This window comes from Dendronalium phyllosphericum CENA369 (assembly GCF_016056275.1).
Taxonomy (GTDB): Bacteria; Cyanobacteriota; Cyanobacteriia; order Cyanobacteriales; family Nostocaceae; genus Dendronalium; species Dendronalium phyllosphericum.
Genome location: NZ_JAECZA010000020.1, coordinates 36,732 through 60,337 on the forward strand (window position 1 = coordinate 36,732; position 23,606 = coordinate 60,337).

At 42.6% G+C, this 23,606-nt stretch carries 17 protein-coding genes, 1 tRNA gene and 1 pseudogene; 8 read left to right on the forward strand and 11 right to left on the reverse strand.

All coding sequences use genetic code 11. The features are described from left to right. The first annotated feature begins 392 nt into the window (after positions 1 to 392). Positions 393 to 1,985, forward strand: a complete 1,593-nt coding sequence (locus tag I8752_RS07645; protein WP_214431715.1) for a glycoside hydrolase family 57 protein — start codon at positions 393 to 395, stop codon at positions 1,983 to 1,985. 325 nt (positions 1,986 to 2,310) lie between these two features. Here I8752_RS07645 and I8752_RS07650 read toward each other — a convergent pair whose 3' ends face one another. Next, on the reverse strand, positions 2,311 to 3,321 hold the full coding sequence (locus I8752_RS07650) for a hypothetical protein (protein ID WP_214431716.1): 1,011 nt from the start codon (positions 3,319 to 3,321) through the stop codon (positions 2,311 to 2,313). Between the two features lie 379 nt (positions 3,322 to 3,700). Here I8752_RS07650 and I8752_RS07655 point away from each other — a divergent pair, with 379 nt between their 5' ends. Next, positions 3,701 to 4,561, forward strand: a complete 861-nt coding sequence (locus tag I8752_RS07655) for a tetratricopeptide repeat protein (protein WP_214431717.1) — start codon at positions 3,701 to 3,703, stop codon at positions 4,559 to 4,561. Between the two features lie 58 nt (positions 4,562 to 4,619). Here the strand turns inward: I8752_RS07655 and I8752_RS07660 are convergent, their stop codons facing one another. The 7 genes and pseudogenes from I8752_RS07660 to I8752_RS07690 form a co-directional block, all read right to left on the reverse strand. Continuing rightward, complete coding sequence (locus I8752_RS07660) at positions 4,620 to 5,237, reverse strand: TMEM165/GDT1 family protein (protein WP_214431718.1); 618 nt, start codon at positions 5,235 to 5,237, stop codon at positions 4,620 to 4,622. A gap of 345 nt (positions 5,238 to 5,582) precedes the next feature. Then, positions 5,583 to 6,563, reverse strand: coding sequence for a protochlorophyllide reductase (locus I8752_RS07665; protein ID WP_214431719.1), 981 nt, complete (start codon positions 6,561 to 6,563; stop codon positions 5,583 to 5,585). Positions 6,564 to 6,819: 256 nt separating this feature from the next. Continuing rightward, positions 6,820 to 7,197, reverse strand: coding sequence for a response regulator transcription factor (locus I8752_RS07670; RefSeq protein ID WP_214431720.1), 378 nt, complete (start codon positions 7,195 to 7,197; stop codon positions 6,820 to 6,822). 108 nt (positions 7,198 to 7,305) lie between these two features. Next, a complete protein-coding gene (locus I8752_RS07675) occupies positions 7,306 to 10,677 on the reverse strand; it encodes a PAS domain S-box protein (protein WP_214431721.1) in 3,372 nt (1,123 codons plus the stop codon). A 90-nt stretch (positions 10,678 to 10,767) separates the two neighbouring features. Continuing rightward, a complete protein-coding gene (locus I8752_RS07680) occupies positions 10,768 to 12,795 on the reverse strand; it encodes a GAF domain-containing sensor histidine kinase (RefSeq protein ID WP_214431722.1) in 2,028 nt (675 codons plus the stop codon). Positions 12,796 to 13,473: 678 nt separating this feature from the next. Then, on the reverse strand, positions 13,474 to 13,890 hold the full coding sequence (locus I8752_RS07685; protein WP_214431723.1) for a DNA mismatch repair protein: 417 nt from the start codon (positions 13,888 to 13,890) through the stop codon (positions 13,474 to 13,476). Between the two features lie 108 nt (positions 13,891 to 13,998). After that, a pseudogene (locus I8752_RS07690) lies at positions 13,999 to 14,197 on the reverse strand (MBL fold metallo-hydrolase); the annotation flags it as partial. Positions 14,198 to 14,831: 634 nt separating this feature from the next. Between I8752_RS07690 and I8752_RS07695 the strand changes: the two are divergent. Then, a complete protein-coding gene (locus I8752_RS07695) occupies positions 14,832 to 15,083 on the forward strand; it encodes a hypothetical protein (protein WP_214431724.1) in 252 nt (83 codons plus the stop codon). 39 nt (positions 15,084 to 15,122) lie between these two features. Here the strand turns inward: I8752_RS07695 and I8752_RS07700 are convergent, their stop codons facing one another. Beyond that, positions 15,123 to 17,840 carry a CBS domain-containing protein gene (locus I8752_RS07700; RefSeq protein WP_214431725.1) on the reverse strand — a complete coding sequence of 906 codons (2,718 nt, stop codon included), beginning with the start codon at positions 17,838 to 17,840 and terminating at the stop codon, positions 15,123 to 15,125. Between the two features lie 267 nt (positions 17,841 to 18,107). Between I8752_RS07700 and psbZ the strand changes: the two genes are divergently transcribed. The 5 genes from psbZ to I8752_RS07725 all read left to right on the forward strand — a co-directional run bounded on the left by psbZ (position 18,108) and on the right by I8752_RS07725 (position 21,534). Beyond that, complete coding sequence (gene psbZ / locus I8752_RS07705; RefSeq protein ID WP_214431726.1) at positions 18,108 to 18,296, forward strand: photosystem II reaction center protein PsbZ; 189 nt, start codon at positions 18,108 to 18,110, stop codon at positions 18,294 to 18,296. Between the two features lie 167 nt (positions 18,297 to 18,463). Then, a complete protein-coding gene (gene ribH / locus I8752_RS07710; protein WP_214431727.1) occupies positions 18,464 to 19,042 on the forward strand; it encodes a 6,7-dimethyl-8-ribityllumazine synthase in 579 nt (192 codons plus the stop codon). A 183-nt stretch (positions 19,043 to 19,225) separates the two neighbouring features. Next, positions 19,226 to 19,297: transfer RNA gene (locus I8752_RS07715), tRNA-Gly, on the forward strand. Positions 19,298 to 19,856: 559 nt separating this feature from the next. After that, positions 19,857 to 20,264: a hypothetical protein gene (locus I8752_RS07720; protein WP_214431728.1), complete on the forward strand. Its 408-nt coding sequence runs from the start codon at positions 19,857 to 19,859 to the stop codon at positions 20,262 to 20,264. Between the two features lie 4 nt (positions 20,265 to 20,268). Next, a complete protein-coding gene (locus I8752_RS07725; RefSeq protein WP_214431729.1) occupies positions 20,269 to 21,534 on the forward strand; it encodes a glutamate-5-semialdehyde dehydrogenase in 1,266 nt (421 codons plus the stop codon). A 323-nt stretch (positions 21,535 to 21,857) separates the two neighbouring features. On the opposite strand, the gene I8752_RS07730 is transcribed toward I8752_RS07725, so the two are convergent. Together I8752_RS07730 and I8752_RS07735 are read right to left on the reverse strand one after the other, a co-directional pair. Continuing rightward, positions 21,858 to 22,412 carry a Uma2 family endonuclease gene (locus I8752_RS07730; RefSeq protein ID WP_214431730.1) on the reverse strand — a complete coding sequence of 185 codons (555 nt, stop codon included), beginning with the start codon at positions 22,410 to 22,412 and terminating at the stop codon, positions 21,858 to 21,860. A 122-nt stretch (positions 22,413 to 22,534) separates the two neighbouring features. After that, complete coding sequence (locus I8752_RS07735) at positions 22,535 to 23,602, reverse strand: fatty acid desaturase (RefSeq protein ID WP_214431731.1); 1,068 nt, start codon at positions 23,600 to 23,602, stop codon at positions 22,535 to 22,537. Between the last annotated feature and the right edge of the window lie 4 nt (positions 23,603 to 23,606).

Here is a 23,606-nt window from a genome sequence, read left to right on the forward strand (position 1 = left end):
TGAACTTCCTCACCAAGTGGAGGAGACAGTGCTGTGGGCGGGTTTCCCACGCCACTTGCCACAACGGGGGGAACCCCCGCAAGGCAGTGGCTCGACTTGAGGCAACTGTCGTCAACTTCGGAGGGTTCCCCCCGCCCTTGCAAACTTCGGTGGGCGCAGAGGCCACAGAGGTATGAGAGTTTGAGAGGTCTTTTGCATAAATCCTATAGGAGTTTCAGTCAACGATAGAATCATGCTTTGGGCTGATCGCGAACTCAGGTTAATCCCTAGATGTGGTATTGATTGGGAAAAAATCACGAAATACTATAACGATCCCGATAAAGTCTTAAAATATTGTTAATTTCGGCCACACTCCTCGACCTTCAACTTACAAGTACCACCCCAGAATCATTATGGCTATTGGCTACGTCGCGCTTGTACTCCACGCACACTTGCCCTTCGTTCGTCACCCAGAAAGTGACTATGTGCTGGAGGAAGAATGGCTTTATGAAGCCATCACTGAAACCTACATTCCTCTATTGAAAGTATTTGAAGGCTTAAAGCGAGACGGCATCGACTTTAAAATCACGATGAGTATGACACCTCCTTTAGTGTCGATGCTCCGCGATCCGCTGCTGCAAGAACGCTATGATGCCCACTTAGCCAAGCTAGAAGAACTTACAGAACTGGAAGTCGAGCATAATGCCCACAACGGACATATTCGTTATCTAGCCGAGCATTACGCTACTGAGTTTAACGAAGCACGTCAGATTTGGGAAAGCTATAAAGGCGATTTGGTGACTGCTTTTAAGCAGTTCCAAGACAGCAATAATCTAGAAATTATTACTTGCGGTGCTACTCACGGCTATTTACCGCTGATGAAAATGTATCCGCAAGCCGTATGGGCACAAATTCAGGTAGCTTGCGAACACTACGAGCAAACCTTTGGACAAGCACCCAGAGGTATTTGGTTGCCAGAATGCGCTTACTATGAAGGTGTAGAGCGGATGTTGGCAGATGCCGGGTTGCGCTATTTCCTCACCGATGGGCATGGTATTCTTTACGCTCGTCCCCGTCCGCGCTTTGGTACTTATGCTCCAATTTTTACAGAAACTGGTGTTGCTGCTTTTGGTCGAGATCATGAATCTTCTCAGCAAGTATGGTCTTCGGAAGTCGGCTATCCTGGTGCAGCGGAATATCGGGAATTTTATAAAGATTTGGGCTGGGAAGCTGAATATGATTACATTAAGCCCTACATCATGCCCAACGGTCAGCGGAAAAATACGGGAATTAAATATCACAAAATTACTGGACGTGGCTTAGGGCTTTCAGATAAGGCACTCTACGATCCTTATTGGGCGCGAGAAAAGGCAGCCGAACATGCTGATAATTTCATGTATAACAGAGAACGGCAAGCCGAACACCTACATGGTATTATGCAGCGTCCACCGATTATTGTTTCGCCCTACGACGCAGAGTTATTTGGGCATTGGTGGTATGAAGGGCCTTGGTTCATTGATTATCTGTTCCGGAAATCGTGGTATGACCAAGGAACTTATGCAATGACTCATTTAGCAGATTATTTACGGGCACAACCTACTCAGCAAGTGTGCCGTCCTTCGCAATCGAGTTGGGGTTACAAAGGATTTCATGAGTATTGGTTGAACGAAACAAATGCTTGGATTTACCCGCATTTGCACAAAGCGGCAGAACGCATGATTGAGATATCGCACCTAGAACCAGAGGATGAGTTGCAGTGGCGGGCGCTGAACCAAGCAGCACGGGAATTACTATTAGCGCAATCTTCTGACTGGGCATTTATTATGCGAACGGGGACAATGGTGCCTTATGCAGTCCGGCGGACGCGATCGCACCTCATGCGGTTCAACAAGCTCTACGAAGACGCGAAAATCGGTAAAATCGACAGCAGCTGGCTAGAAAAAGTCGAGTTAATGGATAATATCTTCCCCAACATCAACTATCGTGTCTACCGTCCGTTGACTTGAAAGACCGACAAAATGTGGAATAATTAATTACACAATGTTCAAAGCATTAGCAAAGTGCTGAGTGCTGAGTTAGCAGTAGAGACGCGATTAACCCAAGTCTTTCCAAGAGTCATTTGCTGTAAAGTTTTGAGCAATCGCAATTGTCCTAAAGGGTGTAACTACGGCTGTAAATTTAGCGTACTTTTTTGGGTTGCCTAAAGGGCAGTGAAATGTAGACGCAAAGCAGCTTTGCTCGCAATGACTGTAATTAATTTTGTGTAGTTACTTAAAAGTAAAAAGGTAAAAGAAAAGAATTTACTTTTTCTTTTACCTTTTTACTTTTGTTTTATTCTTGTGTTGGTTTTGGTCGTTTAATCGGTTTAGGGGCGGGTGCTTTTGGTATAGGTTTTGACACTACAGGCGCATCGCCGCTGGTTTTCTTAATTGGACGTGGTGTTTCTCCAGTACTACGTCTGGGGGGAAATGGTTTTCTACTACCACCACCACCACCACGAGGGCCACCTTTAGCAAATGGTGGCCTGCGTTTTTTCGGCAATTCAGCGATCGCCTCAGCATTTTCTACTACTAATACGTCAGCTTCTCGCTTGACTTGGAAGTCCCAAAACTTACCCACTGCTTTAGTAGTCAGCACACCCCGCAGTTTTAGCTTAAAATATTTGGGTTTTTCAGTCGGTTTTCGTGCAGCCTGCTTAATTTTGACCACTAAGCTTTTAGCGTCAAAAGATTGGTAAACTACTTCACCTCGAACAGAAAAACCACCATCTGGAATGTCAGATGAAGGTGCTAAGTCGCTGATAGTTTCTTCTGGATTGTCAGTTAAATCTTCATCGGGGGACGGCAATTCTTGTGACCCCGATTCCTTGTCTTCCTCAATGGCATGTTGAGCCAGATTTTCTGGCTCCCAAACGCCTACAATTTGGATATGCAAGGTGTCATTTTCTTGCCTTGTGCGTGGATAAACTACCCACAGATGATCTTTTTCGAGGTCTAAATGATTCTTGACTAAACTCATAATCCGACCGAGAAGGACGGCGTTGAGTTCTACACCATCTACAGTCAGCAATGTACCTTGAGTAAATTGTTCGCTACTGGCAAGGTAGCGACCCCGGACTAACCCAATCGCTCGGTACTGCATCGGTTCGCTGGGAGGTGGAATCGGTTGCTGCCGATTTGCTAAGTTCCCATTTGAGGCAGTTTCGCTAGGGTTAACGGGCGAATTTTCAAGTTTAGGAGACTGGGTTGCTACTGTATGAACATTAGCGGTTGCCTCTATATTGATTTGAGGCTCGTTGGAGGCATTGGAGGATTCAGGCGAAGGCATCAGGTCGGAATTCATAAAAACTCCTTGCGGCGGAGACACATCCCAATTGTGGGATTTTACGAAAGCAGATGAAAAGAGCGTTTGTGCGGAGTAAAGAAAGTATATTTACTTTCCCCAAAGTCACACTAGAGCGCCTCATCCAATCTGCAAGACGCTAAATTTAGCTTTATACCATAAATCTGTAATTTAGCGCCTTTATACTAGTTTCGGAAGCATATCATAGCTACTATTTTGATGGCTCCTCCTAAAGTCATCAATTACTAGAGCAGCGTAGATAGTTATTTGTTATAAAATTCACAGACCATTGGCGGTATTCCGCAAAGTTTTGGAAATTTTTAACTTTCCGATTTATGTAAATAATAATGTCATTAGAGTTCTGGAGAAGTACAAAACAGTGTCTCAACCGCGCAACCGTTGGATAGTTCAGGTCATTTTGGTGCTGGCAGTTCTTGTTTTTGTAGGTGTTTCAGTGGTTCCCATAATTGGAGCATTTAATAATACGCCATCCACAAACCAGAATAATGGTAGTACTAGAGGTGGTTTAGCTTCCTCTGACCAAAAATCAAAATTGGAAGACGAAGAACGAGGTTATGAACTGGTTTTGCAAAGAGAACCAGACAATCAAACTGCTCTCAAAGGCTTATTGCAGGCACGGCTACAACTATTGAGTTTAAAACAAGGAAATATTCAAGGGGTGATTGAACCTCTAGAAAAACTAGCAAAGCTGAATCCAGAAAATACACAATACGGAGTGTTATTAGCTCAAGCAAAGCAACAAATTGGCGATAAGGAAGGAGCTGCCCAAGCATACCGCTCTATTTTAGATACAAAACCTGGTGATTTGAATGCTTTGCAGGGAATGGTAGCTCTTTTGCTAAATCAGCAACGCCCAGAAGCCGCTATTGGCTTGCTGCAAGACACGCTCAAAAATGCAGCTCAAGCAAATACAATTCAGCCTGGAAGTGTAGATACAGTTGCAGTGCAGGTTTTACTAGGCAACGTTCATGCCTCGCAGAAACGCTACGCTCAAGCTACCTCTGTATTCGACCAAGCAATTAAGAAAGATCCTAAAGATTTCCGTCCCGTTTTAGCAAAAGCGATGCTCTTGAAACAACAAGGAAAGGTTACAGAAGCAAAACCTTTATTTGATAGTGCTGTGGCTTTAGCTCCTGCCAAGTATAAAGACGAAATTAACAAAGCAGCAACCGCTTCTCCTACTCCAACTCCGGCTGCATCACCTGCACCGTCGCCATGAGGAAACTGGGGGAGATGAGGGAGATGAGGAAGATGAGGGAGATAAAACTCTTAACTCCTCACGCTCCTTCTATGGCAGCAACTACACCAAAAATTAGAAATAGGCATCCACCAGCAAAGGTGAGTTGGCGTTCTGAGATGCGACCCGCAATCATTTTGCCACCGATAACAGCGATCGCGGCACAAATGGCATGTCCTAAAATTGCACCGATTGTTACTCCTATGGGATTATTTCCTGCTGCTAAAGCAATAGTGGCAATTTGCGTGCGATCGCCCCACTCGGCCATAAATGTTAATAGAAATGCTTCTGTTAAAATTGCCCAGGAACTTTTTTGCTTTGGTAATTGTAAATCTGCTTGTTTTACTGCTGCTTCTGCTTCTTCTACTACTTCTGTATCACAAGCAGCAGGCATTTTCTTAGCTTGGTACAACAGCCTCAAACCAAAGGCAATAAACAAAACTATTTCGGCGTAGTGAATATAATTTTTTGGCAGTAAAGATACTGTTTGTCCTAATAGCACCGAAAGTATGGTCATCGCAGCTAAAGCGGCTATCACACCAATGAATACCAGCCGCCGGGAGTGGTGCATCGCTAAAATTACGGCGATAAAAAAAGTTTTATCCCCTAGCTCTGAAACTGTAATTAGTAGTAAACCTGCGGTAAAAGCTGTTAACACTCTCTCAAGCTCCTGAAGAATCGCTAATCGATGTGAAGCTTAATGAGAGTGCAATACTTCACTAAGCTTCACACTCTTGGGTGTGAACTCAGTGAAGGTCTCGCTTCCAAATATTTATTACTCGTCACCTGAACCAGGCTCATCGCCAGTATGTTGATTCAGGTGTACTGGCTGATAATTTTTGTGCCAGCAGCTACTCCCCTTCTGTTTGATAAAAATTGTATATCTGTCTTCAGTAGGAGTCAAGAGAGTATGCAACCGCTCAATTGATTGGTTAGATCGTGGCGATCGCCCCTAGTCTTTAAGGCAAGTAATTGCAACATCACAAAATCCCACCCTAATAACTTAATAAACTGTTGTACTTGGCACAAGTGCCACTAACTTTTCGCTCAGTTCCCACAGGCGCTCGGCTTTTTCATCGTCGCGGGCTTGAGGAGAGACTTTTTGCACAAAAGATTTACCATCTTTCTTTTGGCGATTTCCCCAACTCCAATAAGCACCAGATTGGCCGTATTCCGGATCGGCAACCACTGCTGCAACTCGCTCCCCTGCTAACTCTTGCGAGACGTATCCTCCAGTAATATGCTTTTGGAACAAGGGGAAGAGTTTTTGAAATAAAGGATAGTGGTTGCGGAATAGTGGCGTTTCGGCAACGCATCCCGGATAGAGAGAACTGAAGACGATACCAGTAGAATCGTGATAGCGGTGATGTAACTCCCGCATAGTTAAGACGTTACAAACCTTGCTGTCTTTGTAGGCTTTCACAGGTTCAAACTTCTTGCCATCAATCATTGATATCGGCGGTTTAAAGCCCTCTGCAAAGCCCTGCAAATCCCCCAAGTCTGGACGCGGTGGAATCTTTCCACCCAGTTCGTCGGGGTTGTGGGTTACAGTGCCCAAAATCACAAGTCGCCGTTCTGAGGCAGATGACTTTTTCAGATCCTCAAGCATCAAGTTGCATAGGAGGAAATGACCGAGGTGATTGGTAGTCATAGTTAGCTCGTAGCCTTCTGGGCTGCGTAACGGCTCTTTTAACAAAGGCATATAAATTGCAGCGTTACACAGCAAAGCATCTAAAGATTTACCAGTGGCTCGAAAGTTATTCACAAATCGGCGCACACTTTCCAACGAGCCGAGGTCAATAAGCATAATGGTGTAGCTGTCTTGGGTCATTCCTACAGCTTGGGCAGCTTTTTGTGCTTTGATTGTATCCCGGCAGGCCATCACCACATGCCATCCTTTTTCGGCAAGTGCTTTCGCTGCATACAAACCAACCCCCGAAGAGGCCCCTGTAATTACAACTGTTGACTTTCGATCTTGTGCCATTCTATTCAGACTCTTTTAATCGCCTTTTACTATCTCCAAAATCTTACATTACTTGAGTTACCACTTTGATTGTTTGAGATGTTTTACGGTTATGAAAATCTGAAAAAAGTTTTGGCTTTTAAGAGGCGATCGCCTGAAGGTAAATGTAACTATCTTTACTTGATTTAATCAAGAAGTTCAATTTAGGTAACGAAATAAAGGATTCTAAATTGCCTAGTTTGAGCCTTATTATCTTGTCTAAATTCGCAATGAATTTTTAAAAGCCTAATACCTGCTTAGATTTTTCCAGTACTTCTTTGGGGCGAAATGGTTTAGTTAGATATAAGTCAGCACCAACGTCAATTCCTTTTTGTTTATCAAATTCCTGCCCCTTTGCTGTTAACATTACAATATAGATATCAGTCATTTGCAAGTCGTGTTTAACGGTATGGCAGACTTCTAGACCACTCATTTTAGGCATCATCACATCGAGAAACACCAAGTTTGGTTTTTCGGTTTTAATAGTTTCGAGGGCTTCTTCTCCATTTCTAGCAGTCAAAAGTTCAACCCCCCGATCTTCTAATGCTTCTAGGGCTTGTTCCATTAAAATTACGATATTAGGTTCGTCGTCAACAATGAGAATTTTCTGCATCATATGTTTTGGAAAGTGAGAATTGGGGATTAGCGATTGGGTAGACTCTGGGAAAAATTAAAATTTAAAAATTTGGAATTTTATATTTTTAATTAATTAGTCCCCAAACAATTAGCGATCGGACAGCATAATAAAAAATACATTCTCCAACCCCTTTGCAAACCGTAGGCTTTTCACTAAGTCAGCTTCTTGAGAGAAGATAGAATCGATGATGATCGTGTCAGGTTTGGTTGAGAGTGCTTTATTAATGCATTCTTGGGGGTCAGAGGCTTCAATGACGCTGTATCCCTGAGTTTGTAGTACATCGGATATGATTTTTAAGGTTGAGGCATTTTTATCAACAACCATAACCTTTTTACTCGAAGTGCCCTGAGAAAGCAGCGAGACAATTTCGTTGAGAAGTTTCTCTGTTTGAATAGGCTTAGTGAGATAGCGATCGATACCAATGTGGTAGCCTCGTTCTTTATTTTCAATAATTGACAGGATGATAATCGGAATCTCTGAGGTTTTGGGGTCGTTTTTGAGAACAGCCGCCACATCAAAACCGTTGATTTGGGGCATCATCACGTCTAGGAGAATCAAATCGGGACGAGCTATTTTGATTTGATGAATTGCATCCATACCATCTTTTGCTTCTCGAACGTTATAGCCTTCGTTTTCTAGTTGTTGGCGGAGCAGTTCTCGAATGTTGGCATCATCATCCACTACCAGAATGGTTTTGCGCTTTTCGTTTGGCACGGTATTTGTGGTGATGACGTGTTCTTTGAGCTGTTTAACTAGCGCATCCAGATTCAAATTGGTATTAATTTTGTTGTAGCTGGTGTAAATGGGAATAACGAACGAGAAGGTGCTACCTTTTCCTAATTCACTCTCTACCCAGATTCTACCACCGTGATGATCGATGATTTGCTTGCAAATTGGCAGTCCTAGTCCTGTACCTTTGGGTTTGTCGGTAAGAGTGTCACCAACTTGGCGGAATTTCTCGAAGACTTTGGGTTGGTCTTCTAGTGCAATACCAATGCCTGTGTCGATGACGCTAATGCAAACACCGTCGTTGTGTAGTCCAACACGACAAATTACACAACCGGAGTTAGTGAATTTAACAGCATTGGAAATCAAGTTAATCAGGACTTGCAGCAGACGATTGCGATCGCCGACAATTTGAGGCAGTCTAGATTCAATCTCGCTAATTAGCTGCAAACCGTTGGTTTCAAACAATCCTGCTGTGGAAGTAGTTGCCCAATCTAGTAACTCGCTGGGGTCGATGGGCTGCATCTGCCATTCCACTTTACCTGCTTCCATCTTGGCAATATCTAAAACATCATTAATCAGAGAAGTCAGCCGTTCTGCTTCCGACACAATAATGTTGAGATTATTATCCACCCGCTGGATCGTTTTCTGAAGTTTGCGGTCTTCGGTAGAAAGCATGGGGAACACATCAGTTTCCAGCTTTTCTTTAATAATGGAGGCAAAACCGAGGACAGAGGTCAGTGGTGTCCTGAGTTCGTGGGAAACTGTGGAAATAAAGTCGGTTTTCATCTGGTCGATTTCTTTTTCCGCCGTGATATCCCGAATCAGCAGCGCCGAACCGAAACAGGTAGCAGGTTCGTTGACTGTCGCTTTTTTGAAGATAGCGCTTGCCACTGCCTGACCGATACGTTCTTTTGCTAGTGAAACTTCAGCAGCAAATACCTCTTGAGGATGGGACTGGGTTTGTTCAATTAAATTTGCTAAACCGGATATTGGCAGTTCCCGATAGTGACCGCTGACGGCGTTAGCTGTCAATCCATGCATAGCTAAAAAGGCAGGATTGAAGTGAGTAATTTGCCCAGTGGTATCTGCTACCAAAAGACCATCTGCTAAGTTATCCAAAATTGCATTTAAACCTTGCGCTTCTGCTAGGGTATTTTGCAGGGCAGCCGTGCGTTCTGCAACTCTCGCTTCGAGTTGTTGATTCAATTGCCGCAGAGCAATTTCTGCTTGTTTGCGGGCAGTGATATCGGTATTAATTTTCAGCACCGCGCAGGGTTGACCAAATAAATCCCGTTGTAAAGTCCAGCGGCTCTGAACCACAATCGCTCTGCCGTCACGGGTGATGTGTTGCACTTCTCCTTCCCAATTCCCTTGGTGTAATAAGTCTGCCATGATTTCTTCTAAAGGTTTGGGAAAAGTGGTGTTCAAAAATGTGTGAATGTATCGGTCTTTGACTTCCTCACGAGTCCAACCATAGAGCCTTTCTGCTCCTTGATTCCAGTAAGAGATTTTTTCATTCATGTCGCGCACCACGATCGCATCGCTAGAATGATTTAACATGTCCAACAATCGTTGATTTTCGGCTTCTGCCAGCTTGCGCTCGTGAATGTCGGTGCAGGTGCCAATCCACTCTCGAATACTGCCGTCTTCTTCCAGTACAGGAGCACCACAAACTGAAAAGTAGCGGTAGATGCCATCCTTGCCCCGCAGTCGGTACTCGGTTTCATAGATACTTCGGTTGGCCACAGCCCGATTCCAGTCATCGGCGGAGTGGGCACGGTCATCAGGGTGAATTGGATCGACCCAGCCCCAACCCTCGACCTCCTCTTCAGTCTGCCCCGTATAAGCTATCCAAGTGAGCATTTCACTGCTAATCCCCAGTCCTTCTGGTGTAGCTCCCCAGACAATCTGTGAGGTGGCAGTTACTAAAGAACGATATCGTTCTTTCAGCCGTTGATTTTCGGCTTCTGCTAGTTTGCGATCTTGAATATCGGTGCAAGTGCCAATCCACTCCCGAACGCTGCCGTCTTCTTCGATGACGGGGGCACCCCAGACCCAAAAGTAGCGATAATTGCCATCTTTGCCGCGAATTCGGTATTCAATTTGATACATACTCCGGTTTGCTACGGCAATACCCCAAGCTTCTCCGGTATAGCCGCGATCGTCGGGATGTACGGCATCAATCCAGCCCCCATTCTCAGCTTCAGCTAGACTTTGACCTGTGTAGGCAATCCAGTCTGTCAATTCAAAGCAAATTCCTTCTGGTGTGCTGACCCAGATAATTTGCGTATTAGCTTTTATCAGAGAACGATATCGGGCTTCGCTCCGTTTTAAGATTTTTTCGGAGTGTAGGCCTTCCTCTTCGGCACGCTTGAGGTTGCTGATGTCTTCCACACTCGACCAGATCAGGCGTTCTCCATCCTTTTCAATTAGCCGTCCAGAAAGCCTGACAGGAACTAGATGCCCGTCTTTGTGAATGTACTCTTTCTCATAAGGGCCATAACTACCTGTTCGTTCCAAATATTCCAGTATAGATTGCTCGGTGGCAGCATACTTTTCTGGGGTAATTTGCCAGTAAGTAAGATTTAAAGTTTCCGAAATATTGCGTCCTAAAATGGCAGCATAAGCAGGATTAATATCAATCAATGTTCCATCTATTTGGCACAGTACCAAACCAACGGGACATTGTTCAAATAACTGCCGATTGTATTCCTCAAGTTTGCTAGACATGGTTGAGGTTTCCTTTTCTCGAAGAGTAGTGGCTTTACAAAGCTTAGAAAAGAGGCTTTGAGAGAGTTTTTGATTAGTCCTAATTTGGGATTAATCCTGTTGCTGGTTAGAGTGAGGACAATAGAAGCAAGACAACAAAGTAGCGTACAGTTTTAACGAAATTGGGTGGCGTTGGAATATCTGGTAAATGTGGTCGGGTGATGCAGTGGTAACTTCTGGATTTTGCTGTGAAAGTCGCCGGATCAGTTGAGTGTGGCGGATCAGTAAGTCAGTTGGTTTAAGTATTGGAGTTGTTGATGGAATAAAGCCGTCTGTATCAGAAGTGGAGGATGGATCGGCAAGGAAAATTGGCGAGGCGATCGCGTTCTTGGGAGTAGAAATCGTGTAACTCTTTGCCTCGGAAGTCTCCACCGAACAATTCACTGGAATTTGAATCCAGAATTCTGTTCCTTCACCCGGTTGCGAACGACATTTGAGAACTCCTCGGTGTCTTTCCACAATAATTTGGTGGCTGATGGCCATACCTAACCCGGTTCCCTTGCCAATTTCTTTAGTGGTGAAAAAGGGATCGTAAATGCGTCGAATTACTCCCTCTTTCATACCCAGGCCGTTGTCGGCAATGCGAATCAAAATCCACTGTTCGTCGAAGACTTCAGTGCGAATAATGATTTGAGGAGTAGGCAGTGGAGAGTAGGAAGTAGGGGAATCTTGAATTAATTCTGACTGCTGAGTTGCCAATTCCTCATTTACCATTCGCTCTTCTAAGGCATCAATGGCGTTTACTAAGATGTTCATAAACACCTGATTCAGTTGTCCGGGATAGCACTCAATTAAAGGAAGTTTTGCATAATCTTTGACGATTTCAATTGTCGGACGGCGAGCGACCGCTTTCAGGCGATGGCGAAGAATCATCAATGTGCCGTCGATACCATCGTGGATATTAACGGCTTTCATTTCTGCTTGGTCGTGGCGAGAGAAGTTTTTCAAAGATTGGACAATTTCCACAATGCGATCTGTGCCAAGCTTCATTGAATCCAGTAGCTTAGGCAGATCCTGCATGAGAAATTCCAAATCGATAGCGTCTAACTCTGATTGCAAATCTGGTGGAGGAACAGGTACAAATCTCTGATAGTCTCGCAGCAGGTGCAACAAGTCTTGAGCGTATTCAGCAACATGATTCAAATTGCCAGAAATAAAGTTAACTGGGTTATTGATTTCATGGGCAACTCCAGCAATCAGTTGCCCCAAACTCGACATTTTCTCGCTTTGGATTAACTGGGTTTGTGCTAGTTGTAAGTCTTGGAGAGCTTGCTGAAGCTTCTGTGTCTGGGCTTTTGCTTGGGCAGTTGCTTGGATACTTTGCTCGTAAAGCAAAGCTTTTTCAATCGCGATCGCGGTTTGCGAACCAAAGATACTTACTAACTTCAAGTGTTCGGCTGTATATGAGTCAGTTTTTTGGCTACCAATGGCGATCGCTCCTAGTATGTGTTCTTTTGCTCTTAATGGCGCACAAATTAACGATTTAACGCTTTTTTGCCCCTCTAATCGCGGATCGGCTTGCACATTATTGACAAGTTCTGCCCGACCAGATTCTACAATACTGCCAATAATTCCCTTGCCCGGTTTTGGTGGCTGGTCGTCAAAAAACATGCCAAATTCAGCAATGATGTCAAATGCTGTAGCATCGGAATTGAGGAGCAAGATTATGCCTCCAGATGATTCAATCAATTGACTCATTTCTTGAAGTACCAGTTGGGCTATCTGTCGCGTATCCAAACTCGTTGTGAGCTTAGTCGAGATATCCTCAAACAAATCAATTTCTTGGTATCGCTCCAGCAATTCTATGGCGAGTACCTTCTTCTCAGATTCCTGTTTTGCCACCAATGAGAGTAAAGTTGCCACTAGGGTTGCTTTTTCTTCCCCAATAACCCAACCGATGATTTCTCCTGATACCTCAATGGGATAACGATTTTCCCCAGTTTGCTCCCCAATGCTAATCAGTTTACTGCCGTCTACAAGCTCGACATCAATGGCAATATTGAACTGATAGACTAAATTTTCAACCAAAGACGGCAATTCTTTTTTATGAAAAATTTTTCTCAAGCTAACTGGCGACATGAAACACCTCCGCCTCTACTAGGATTAGATGCTCAACTTGCGCTTTGATGGAAATAATCTCATAATCAAAAAAATTAAGTTTTGTTATCATTTATTAAGATGTGTTAATTAAAATTATGACTTGCAAACCTTTCAAGCTTAGTATTCCACTTTATTTCCTAATTTCAACACATGACTTTAAACGAGCAATAGCTATTGTTGACTGTTAACAGTCAACAACTTTAGGTGAGATAATTTTTTTGTAATTCCTGAAGTTATTAAGACTAGTTTGCCCAGAAAGATTGTTGAGATAACAGTAAGTGAAGCGTTATTCTATTTGGAATTTGAGATTTTGTACAAAATTGAGCCTGTCGCGTCGTCAGACAGTGTGGTGAGGTAGCCCTTGGGGTTAGCGTAGACCTATGAGCAAAAGTGCTTTTTGCACTCTTGTGGTCAAAGGGAAAAGGTTAAAGGGAAAGGGAAAATACTAAACCTTTTCCCGACTTCTGCAAGAGGTCTCTTGTGTAGTGTTATGCTGCCCGCTTACATAAACTTGATTTCTATTGAAGCAATGTTCGTTGGAAAAATATTTACAACTATAATTAAGAAATTTAAATTATCGGGTGCGTTATCGGGTAACGCACCCTTAAATAAATTGGGAATTTGCTTACATAGATTAAATTTTTATTGCCAAATTATTTACTGTAAATACTCTCGTGTTAATTGATGGTTGCTAAACAATTCCATATCGTATTCGAGATTATCTAGAAGAATAGAAAATATGATTCTGTCATATTCACCTTCAGAAAAAGTTTCTATGAACAGGTTATTTTCTGGATTGTGAATATATGCCTTCATAAACATAAACTCTGAATTTAACTCGTTGACATATTCTAGAAGAGACATTTTATGAATATTGGGTTTGGAAGAGTAAAGTGCTCTAATTAATACTCCTCTATGAGGAATATGCTTAACTAGTAAATTATGCTTTCTAGGATGACGACATAAAAGTAAATCGTTATCTTCTTGAACCTGATATCCATTAAATTCTAAATGATTGCGATATCTGACTAAAGGATGAGCTAAATAATCACCAATATTATTAATTTCTGGCATAAGTTAAAGCCTCACAAATTTTTCCAAAAATTAGGTTAGCTAAACTTAGTATTCCCACTCAAACAGAAACTCGACCAAGACTGCTGCCAAAATTAATACCATCGCTACTTAAACTCGGACATAATGTTGATTTGCAGGTATCGCTTCTAGCATTTTCTTGGGCGTAGGTAGGTTGAGGTTGTTCATTAACTCGATGAACTGGCTGCGGCTGCGTCCCACAAACCTGGAATTCCAGAGTTTTTCTTTACCAATATGTAGATACTGTTCGTCCCTGGTAATCGTGACCGGGATATACCAATGTGTCCTCAATGCGAACAATGGATTTCCGATGAAGCAGTCCCCTCCAACAGCAACATAAGTCTGCGACTTGAAAAATTTCAGTAGCTCTTGTGCCAGATTGGCAGTCTATGACGGTAAACGGTAGTACGATTGAATCGGGTCTCTAGCTTGAGAGTGCTGAGTGCTGAGTGCTGAGTGCTGAGGAGCCAGTGCGTTGCGGAGGTTCCCTCTGTTGAAGCAACTGGCGTTGCTGAGTGCTGAGTAAAAATACTATTACTCAGTTTCTTAGTCAATACTTCTCGGTTAATATGTCAATCTTTTCTCACTTATTCAAGAAGTATGAAGTTCCTAGTTCCTTTTTTATGCATAGTGCAGAAATTTTTTTATTGGAAGTGTCTTCCCAAGCAAGAGCGATCGCAGACAATAGAGAGCTAGCATAGTTCTTCGTCTCAATTTTCTAAATTTCTCGATAGATTGCTGGTATTTTCAATAAATCTGCTGTATCCTAGTTTAGCTTATGTAGTTTTTTCGACATTCGACTTCATCCAAGTCAAATGTAAATCTTCCTAAAGATTCTTGAAAGGCTATAGTAGTCTACTTCAAAATCTATATTCAGATTTTCATTTTTTAATGTCTTTTTCAAAGTTTTAATATAGATAGATATGAAACTAATCAAAAAATCTGAAAAGCTCCTCCTTAACAAAATCAAGATCATGGAGGAATCAGAAGAACAAAGTTTTCCAGCAGAGACTTTCGACCATCCAGAACCAGTAGTTGAAAAACAAATCTCTAATATAGAGATTAGAGAATCTAACTACATTCCGGTACGCGATAACCCAATAGTCCAATCTGTTGGCAATTCTGGGTGGCAGGTTTCTGATATTTGGAAGGATATTCGATTGGATAATTTCTAATGCAAGTTTTTGCCACAAAATCAGCGATCGCCCAACAATTTATTTAGGATAATGTTGTGCTAAAAACTCTTCAGCCTGAATGCGATCGCTAATAGCTCCATCCAAGGTAGCAGTCAATAAATTATCTAAAATTTGCCGATACTGCGGCCCTGGTTTATAACCTAATTTTTTCAGGTCATTACCATTTAATATCGGCTGGACATGAGACCAAACTGTTAAATAATGCCATATCTGCCGTCTCAGTTTAGAGACGCGTGGACTGTATGTGGCAATTAAAATTAGCATTGGCAAATCAAATTGTCTTAATAACTGCACCACCTGACTGGGACTTTGGCAATTAGGTAAGGATTCGACAATTTGACACAAGCTTTGGGCTAAGTTCTTCAATCTAGCGATACTGTCTTCTGGCAATTGCAGATTTTCTGCAACTTTGGCTCGATATTCAGGGGCTAAGTGGGCAATTAATGCTTCTAAACGCATTTGCCAATGAATTAGAGTCTGTTGCGGGTCAAATCGTTGCAAACAGCGTTCTAGCAAACGTAGTTGCCACAGAAGTTCCCGCTCTAGTTTGAGAGTAGGATGAATACACTGCAACGCTCCTAAGTCGTCAAGTAACTGCAAAGCCGACTTCCAATAAGGGGCTTCTAGGATGTGTTTTAATTCTGCTTTAAGTCTAGTTTGCAGCGCTGGAGTTCTGCTATTTTCTTGAGTAGTGCGATCGTAAACGCCGCTATTGATGGCATAGCGGATATATTCTTTTGTTTGCGGTTCAATTTCAAAATTAAAACGCACAGCAAAGCGCACCCCGCGATAAATACGGGTGGGGTCTTCGATAAAGCTGTTGGCGTGTAAAACGCGAATTTGCTTTGCGTGTAAATCTAGTAAACCACCGAAGAAATCGAGTAATTCACCAGCACGGGGAGAGGTAAGCCTCAGTGCCATTGCATTAATAGTAAAGTCGCGGCGATACAAATCTTGGCGAATTGAACTCGCCTCAACTTCTGGATTTGCTGCTGGATAAGGATAGAATTCTGTTCTAGCAGTGGCAATATCTACCCATAGAGAATCGAATTCTGGGTCTTTGTGCCATAACAAAGCAGCAGTTTGAAAAGCCCCGTGAATTTCTAAACGCGCAGCCGGATAAATTTGCTGGAGTGCTTTTGCTAGTTCTACCCCAGCCCCAACATCTGCTGATTTGTGAAAGCCATCAACTACAAGGTCAATGTCTTTAATCATCAAAGTGCCTGTTGTGTCGGCTAACAGCAAATCCCGCACCGCACCGCCGACAAGATACAAATGCCAACCTCGTTTTTCGGCTGCTTGCGATGCCTTGGTAAGCAATTGCCACAATTTAGGAGCAAGGCGATCGCGTAATTGCACTAAGCTGGTAAACTTAACATCTTCTCCTTGTTTACCCTCTTGCCTCTCTACTCCTCTACCCCTCTGCCCCTCTACCTGATGTAGTTCTCGCAAAATATCTGTGCGAGTAACAATACCTACTAACTGTCCATTTTCCAATACAGGTAAACGTCCGATATCGTATGTCACCATTAACGCTTGAATTTGTGGCAGTATCGTATCCGGTGCAATAGTTTTGAGATTTGTGGTCATGTAGCCTTTGACTGGTGCATGACTAAATCCGTGGTGTAAGGCGATATCCAAATCCCGCCGGGAAATAATACCTACTAGTTGTCCTTGAGTATCGACTACAGATAAACCAGAATGTCCGTAACGTAATAAAATGCGCTGCGCTTCTTCAATCGTCGTTTCGGGACGGATAGCGCGGATAGGGGAGGACATCAAATCCCTGGCTGTAGGAGGATGGGGAATTGTAGCTTTGATGGAGTCTAACATTTGCTGGAGGGTTTCTTGGGCGTTTACTCCTCGCAGGTTCAGCGATGCTGCTTGCGAATGACCGCCACCGCCCATTGTTTGGAATAATTGATTGAGATCGACACCAGGAATTTGCGATCGCCCAATTACAGTTAAACGCGTCTCATCTTCTCCCAAAGCATACTCATTTGCCAACAGTAAAGCATCTATTTCCGTGAGTTCAGTTAGTTGCGAAGCAATACTCGATAAACCTGGGACAAACTTATCTGTTTTTAGAGTTACCCAAGCGATGGTATATCCCCGCAAACAAAAAGATTGTAATTTTTCTAGTGCCTCGGTTAACAATCGTTGTAGCTGAGGAGACAAACCAGGGTCGAGATAAGTAGAAATTACTGATAGACTAGCTCCTTGTTGCATCAACCAAGCCAAAGCTAGAGCATCCCGCGAAGTCGCACTATCAAATGTCAACGAGCCAGTATCAACGTGGATACCCAAAGCCATAACTGTGGCCACAGCAGGAGTCAGAGACATTTGCTGTTGTTGCAATTGCTCTACCATTAAAGTCGTTGTGGCTCCGACTCGCTCAATATAAGACTGGGTAGCCGGGATATCCGATTCTTGTCCGAGGTGATGGTCGTAAACTATAATTTTTTGGATATTGGGTAAATCTAACCATTCAGCAACTTTACCCAAGCGATCGCGCTGTTGCGTATCCACCACTGTCAAAGAACGAATAGTTTCCGCATTGACCGAACGCCTTTCAATGAGTGGATATTCATCTCGATATAAAGCCAAAAAATCTCTTACAGGTGGGTGCGCTCCCCCAGTCAGCACAATCTTACTTCCTGGTAATAGGCGACTTAACCCTACCGCTGCACCTAGTGCGTCAAAATCAACTGTTGTGTGGCAGAGAATTAAATCCATACTTGTCAGTGGTCAATGGTTAGTGGTCAGTAGTCAGTGGTAAGTCAGCACGCTAGTTTTGTTTCCAAAATGAGTAATTGGCCAATTCCTTGAGAATTAATGGTCAGTAGTAACAACTGACAACTGACAACTGACAACTGACAACTGACAACTAACTAATGACCATAGTGACGCAATTTCTGCTAGCTTACAAATAAGGGAAAACAGTTAGTGTCGCTCTTTAGGATATTCTATTTTTAGTATTTCGCTGTCTTGGGAGAAGCAAAAATGACCATAATATTCCAATTGGCTTTGATATCTCTAGTCGTGTTGTCTTTTGTTTTAGTTGTTGGCGTACCTGTTGCTTATGCAACTCCGCAAAATTGGGTTGAATCAAAAAGGCTGCTTTGGCTTGGTTCTGGAGTTTGGATAGCTTTAGTGCTTTTGGTTGGTGTATTAAACTTTTTTGTGGTCTAAGCAATAGCTTCGCCCTAGTGCAGGCAAATAGCATAGGGACTACAAGAGCAGGAAAGCCAAGTCAAGGGTAAAAGACAGTTCTTTTTACCTAATTGTGTTTTCCTGCTCTTCTGCATTTAAAGAAGAAATGTATATTGGCAAGAGTATAGTTGATTTTAGAGGCAGTCATGGCAGTTTTCGAGGGAACTTTTACTCAAACAGAACCTTTGCGTTTTGCAGTGGTCATTGGTCGATTCAATGACCTTGTTACCGCAAAGCTGCTAGAGGGATGTCAAGATTGCCTAAAACGCCACGGCGTAGATCCTAATCCTCACGGTAATCAAGTAGACTACGTTTGGGTTCCAGGTAGTTTTGAAGTACCGATTGTAGCTCGCCAGTTGGCACTCTCACATCGTTATGATGCTGTAATTTGTCTGGGTGCTGTGATCCGAGGACAAACACCCCACTTTGATTATGTATCCTCTGAAGTTGCTAAAGGTATTGCTGCCGCAAGCTTTCAAACCGGAGTACCAGTAATTTTTGGCATTTTGACAGTAGATACCATGCAGCAAGCCTTAGAAAGAGCAGGCATTAAAGCCAATCATGGCTGGGATTACGCTCTCAATGCTCTAGAAATGGCCAGTCTCATGCGGCAACTTCGCTCTAACTTAGCAGAGCCGTATTCTCTGAATCCCCAATCTTTACCAGCCTCTTTTCAAAATGCCAGCGTCGGCAATCTAACAGCAGAGTCAGAAGAACTCAGTTAAGTCAGTCGTCAGTTGTCAGTTGTCAGTTGTTAGTGGTCAGGAGGCAGAAGTCGTAAGTTGCAAGTCGGAGGTCGAAAGTTATTCTCCCTCATCCCCCCCTGCTCCCTCATCTCCCTCATCTCCCAAAACTCTGGGGTTGACAAATAAGGATAAATCTGAGATATTTATATTTAATTGGTAACTGCGGGTATAGCTCAGTGGTAGAGCGTCACCTTGCCAAGGTGAATGTCGCGCGTTCGAATCGCGTTACCCGCTTATTAATAAATATAAATACCAGTTTTAATTTATTCTGAGCTAAGGCTAGTTTGGCTAGAATCCTTATTATTGGCTAAATTCGTATTGTGTAGGGTATATTACACTGAATAAAAGCTGGCTAGGTTAATAGTAATGTTATCAGGTGCAAAGTACGTCTTTTAGCAGTTAAGCTAGCTTAATTTCTTTCCTTCTGCCTTGCATGAGCAAGCGTAGCTTTCCCTAACGAGTTGTTTTAGAAGTTATCGCCACGTAAGCTTAGAATTGTAGCAGACATACAAGCACAACAAATGCCCAACCAAAGCAACCACATTACATTTGAAGCCACAGATGAAGACAAGGAAACTTTTAAACAAGATTGTCCAATCCAGGGAAGGATGACAGATAGATATAGGTAAATCAGATTTACTGATTCTGAGAGTGCGGATACGACAGTTAAAGTCAGTATTTGGCTCCCTATTGATATAAAAAGTTAATTATTGAGAAAAGCCCCAAAATATTTACTAAGGGAGCATATTCTCGCAGTTGATGTAAAAAACACGCTCAAGTTATTAGAACGCTTGTGCAATCTCAAAAACCAGAAAAAATCGATTTCAACACCGAATACCCCTGTCCCTGTCGTCGTCGGGGACGGTTGATTCCTATTACCCTGACAGAAGCATTTGGTTGCGATCGCTGTCAGCAAATCTTTGTAGTAGAAGATAATGGACATATCCTAGAACAGCTTTCTACCACCTATCCCTATAAGCGAGCTTGGCGCTGGACGGGAAATAGTTGGCATGTTGTCCATTCTCGTCTGGGAGAAAGCTATTTGCCGATAGCATTGGGCATTATTTTCGTGCTAGTGATTATATGGTTACCACTAGCACTGCGATTGGCAAATGGTTCGAGCATTATTGCTTGGGCAATGGTAGCGGTGCTGTTGGCCATTCTGCCAGCACTTATGGTCTGGCTTACCTACAGACGTTAATTCCATGACCGTTGACACTTTGGACGATAACCCCAAACCAATTATTAGTGCTAAACGCGCTTATCAAGCTTCCCTAAAATTGGGGTTCACAAAGGGAGCAGACCGCAGTCGCGCTGTTTTGGCGATGGCACGGGCGCTAGAACGCTCATTTGACGACATTTTAGAAGCCAATACTTTGGATCTAGAAGCCAGTAAGGAAATGGCAGTGCCAGAAATAATCTTGGATTGGCTGAAACTGACTCCCACACGGCTGGAGGCGACAGTAGAAATTCTCCAAAGGTTGGGGGAACTATCAGATCCACTGCGGCGCGTCAGAACAGCTGACTATCAGCTAGAAGATTCCCAGAGTTACACCCAATTAATGCCCTTGGGAGTAATTGGATTTATTTATGAAGCCTTTCCCGATCTAGGAGCGATCGCCGCTGGTTTTTGTATTAAAACTGGTAATAGTATAATTCTCAAAGGTGGTGCTGAAGCTAGCCATTCTAATGAAGCGATCGCTCTTGTATTGCAAAACGCTCTTGCTGAAATTGGTCTACCAACAGGCTGTTTAGAATTAATTCCCGCAGAACATGGTGCTTCAATTCGGGATTTAATTACTCAAGACCATTACCTAAATTTAGTAATTCCCTACGGACGTTCCAGCTTAGTGCAGCAGGTAATGCGACAGGCTACTTGCCCAGTCTTAAAATCAGCTATGGGTAACTGTTACCTTTACTGGTCGCTGAATGCCAGCTTAGAGATGGTACGCTGGATGATTCTCAACAGTCATCAAAGCCAACCAGACCCAGTTAATGCCATTGAAAAGGTGTTAATTCATCGCCAAGCCTTGCCATCATCTTTGGCTGTTTTATGGAACAGCTTAAAGGAAAAAGGCTTTGAAATAAAAGGCGATGCAGAACTGGTAGAGGCGTTTCCTCAGTTGCAGCTAGCTAGGGAAGGCGAGTGGAGCAACGCTTATTTAACCAAGACAATAGCTTTTAAACTAGTGGATAGCTTAGAGGCTGCGATCGCTTGGATTAATCAATACAGTAGCGGTCATGCTGATGGTATTGTCACAGAATCTTATCAAGAAAGTCGGCAGTTTGCCCTAGGAGTTAACAGCGCCTCTACCTACATCAACGCTTCCCCGCGTTTTTCCCGCAACCCTTCGCGAGGAGATTCTGTATTTTTGGGTATGTCTAACCAAAAAGGCCACCGTCGGGGATTTATTAGTTTGGAAACTTTAACGACAGTCAAGCATATTGTCCAAGGGAATGGGCGATTTTAGCAGTAGAGAATGATTAAGTTATGAATCCACGGTTGGCAATTTTACTGACAAATCCGAATAGTTCTGTGATTCAGGAATTGATTGCAGAACTTGATTCTTATTTGGCAGTTCTTATCCTCCTGAAAGTAATCACGGTCTTGATATTTATGCTCTACTTCATCCATCCGTTACTCATTACTATTTTTCTTGCCAGACTAGACGATAAGCCAATTGGTTGTTTGGGTTTTATAAAATTATTCCATTTGGTTGTTATAAACCAGAACGATTGAGTATTTTTTGGGAAAAAAGCCTTGGTTAATTTCAGAAAATTATTAGCTATTTAATTACTCAAACACAGGCGGCCATAATTCAGATATTGCAACTTCCCAACCAGGTAATAACTCATCAATAGTTAACTTATCTTCACCTGTTAACACTTTTAGTTCAACGTTTGGGCGGTATATACTCACAGTTAACTTATCTGGATTAATTAATATTCCTACCTTTGCGCCTAATTCCAAAAATAGCTTTATTTTATCTTCTAATTTAGAAATTCTGTCTGTTTTTGATTTTATTTCTACTACCAAATCGGGTACTAACTCAGCAAAATCTCTCACAGTACGCTTTAGTCTTGCTGCTGCCACAAAAGAAACATCAGGGGCGCGTAAATCTGTATTGGGCATAATAAATCCACCACTTGAGTCAAATATGCGCCCAAGCTTATGAGGATTAACCCAAAGTTTTAATAAAAATATCAACTGAGCGCCTATTTCACTAGATTCGATATCCGATGGCCCCATAACTAGAATATTTCCTTCTTGCAGTTCTATTTGGTAGTCCTGCTGTTCATCTTCTAGCTTTTGCTGTAGTCTTTCTACATCTTGAATAGTTAGACTCATAAAACTTTTCAGATATAGTTAATTTTTATCTAGTCAGAACAATTATAAACCCCAAATCATACAAAAAAATCCACCTAGGTGGATTTTCTTGTTTAGCTAGTAACTTTTAGCTTAAGGGCAAATTACTTGTTATTAGATGTGTAGTAAACCTTACTACCTGTATCAGGTACAAAATGACAACTGATAGCAGAACGCCATAACGACTTCCAAATTGGTTCCTCAGATTTACGGAAGTATTCACCCATCACAGGTTTAATCGCTTCAGTTGCTTTCAACAAATTGTAGTGAGGAATGTTGAGGAATATATGATGAGCAACATGAGTACCAATATCGTGATGGATATGATTGATTAAACCGTAATCGCGGTCAATACTAGAAATTGCGCCTTTGAGGAAAGTCCAATCGTCTCCACGATACCAGGGAATATCTGGCTCAGTGTGATGCAAAAATGTTACCAAGTCTAGCCAAATCACAAACACAATGTATGGTGCGGCGTAGTATTTCAGTAACCACATCCAACCCCATTGATAGGTAAGAAAGCCCAGCAAACCTACCATACAAATCCAAAGTGTAGTGCTGGTAATGATATCCCATTTTTCCGCTGGTTTGAAAAGTGAGCTATTAGGCGAAAAGTGGGAACCCTGCTTATTAGGAGAACGCTTAAACAGATATATCGGATAAGCAAATAAGAAAAGATGAAATCGAACTATCTTTTCTGGTAATTGCATCTCCTTATATTGTGATTCCGTCATGGGATACCAGCTTTCATCATTATCGATATTGCCAGTATTTTTATGATGAGTTCTATGGCTAATGCGCCAACCGTGATAAGGAACAAGTATCGGTGTATGAGAAAGATGGCCAATTAAATCATTCAGCCATTTATGCTTAGAAAAAGATTGATGTCCGCAGTCGTGTCCGACTACAAACAAAGCCCAAAACATTGTTCCTTGCATTAACCAGAAAATCGGCCAAAAAAACCAAGAATCTAGGTAATGAGCCACTGCATAAAGCAGACCGATAATCAGAATGTCACGAAAAAAGTAAAACAAGGATTTTTTCACATCGGGCTGAAAACATTCAGCAGGTATTGCAGCTTTTAAATCCTGAAGAGTGAAGGGCAGGATAGTCTTATCCTCAAATTGGTCGCTGCCATGAGGATGATTGAAAGTTACGGTATTTAATTGCACTAGA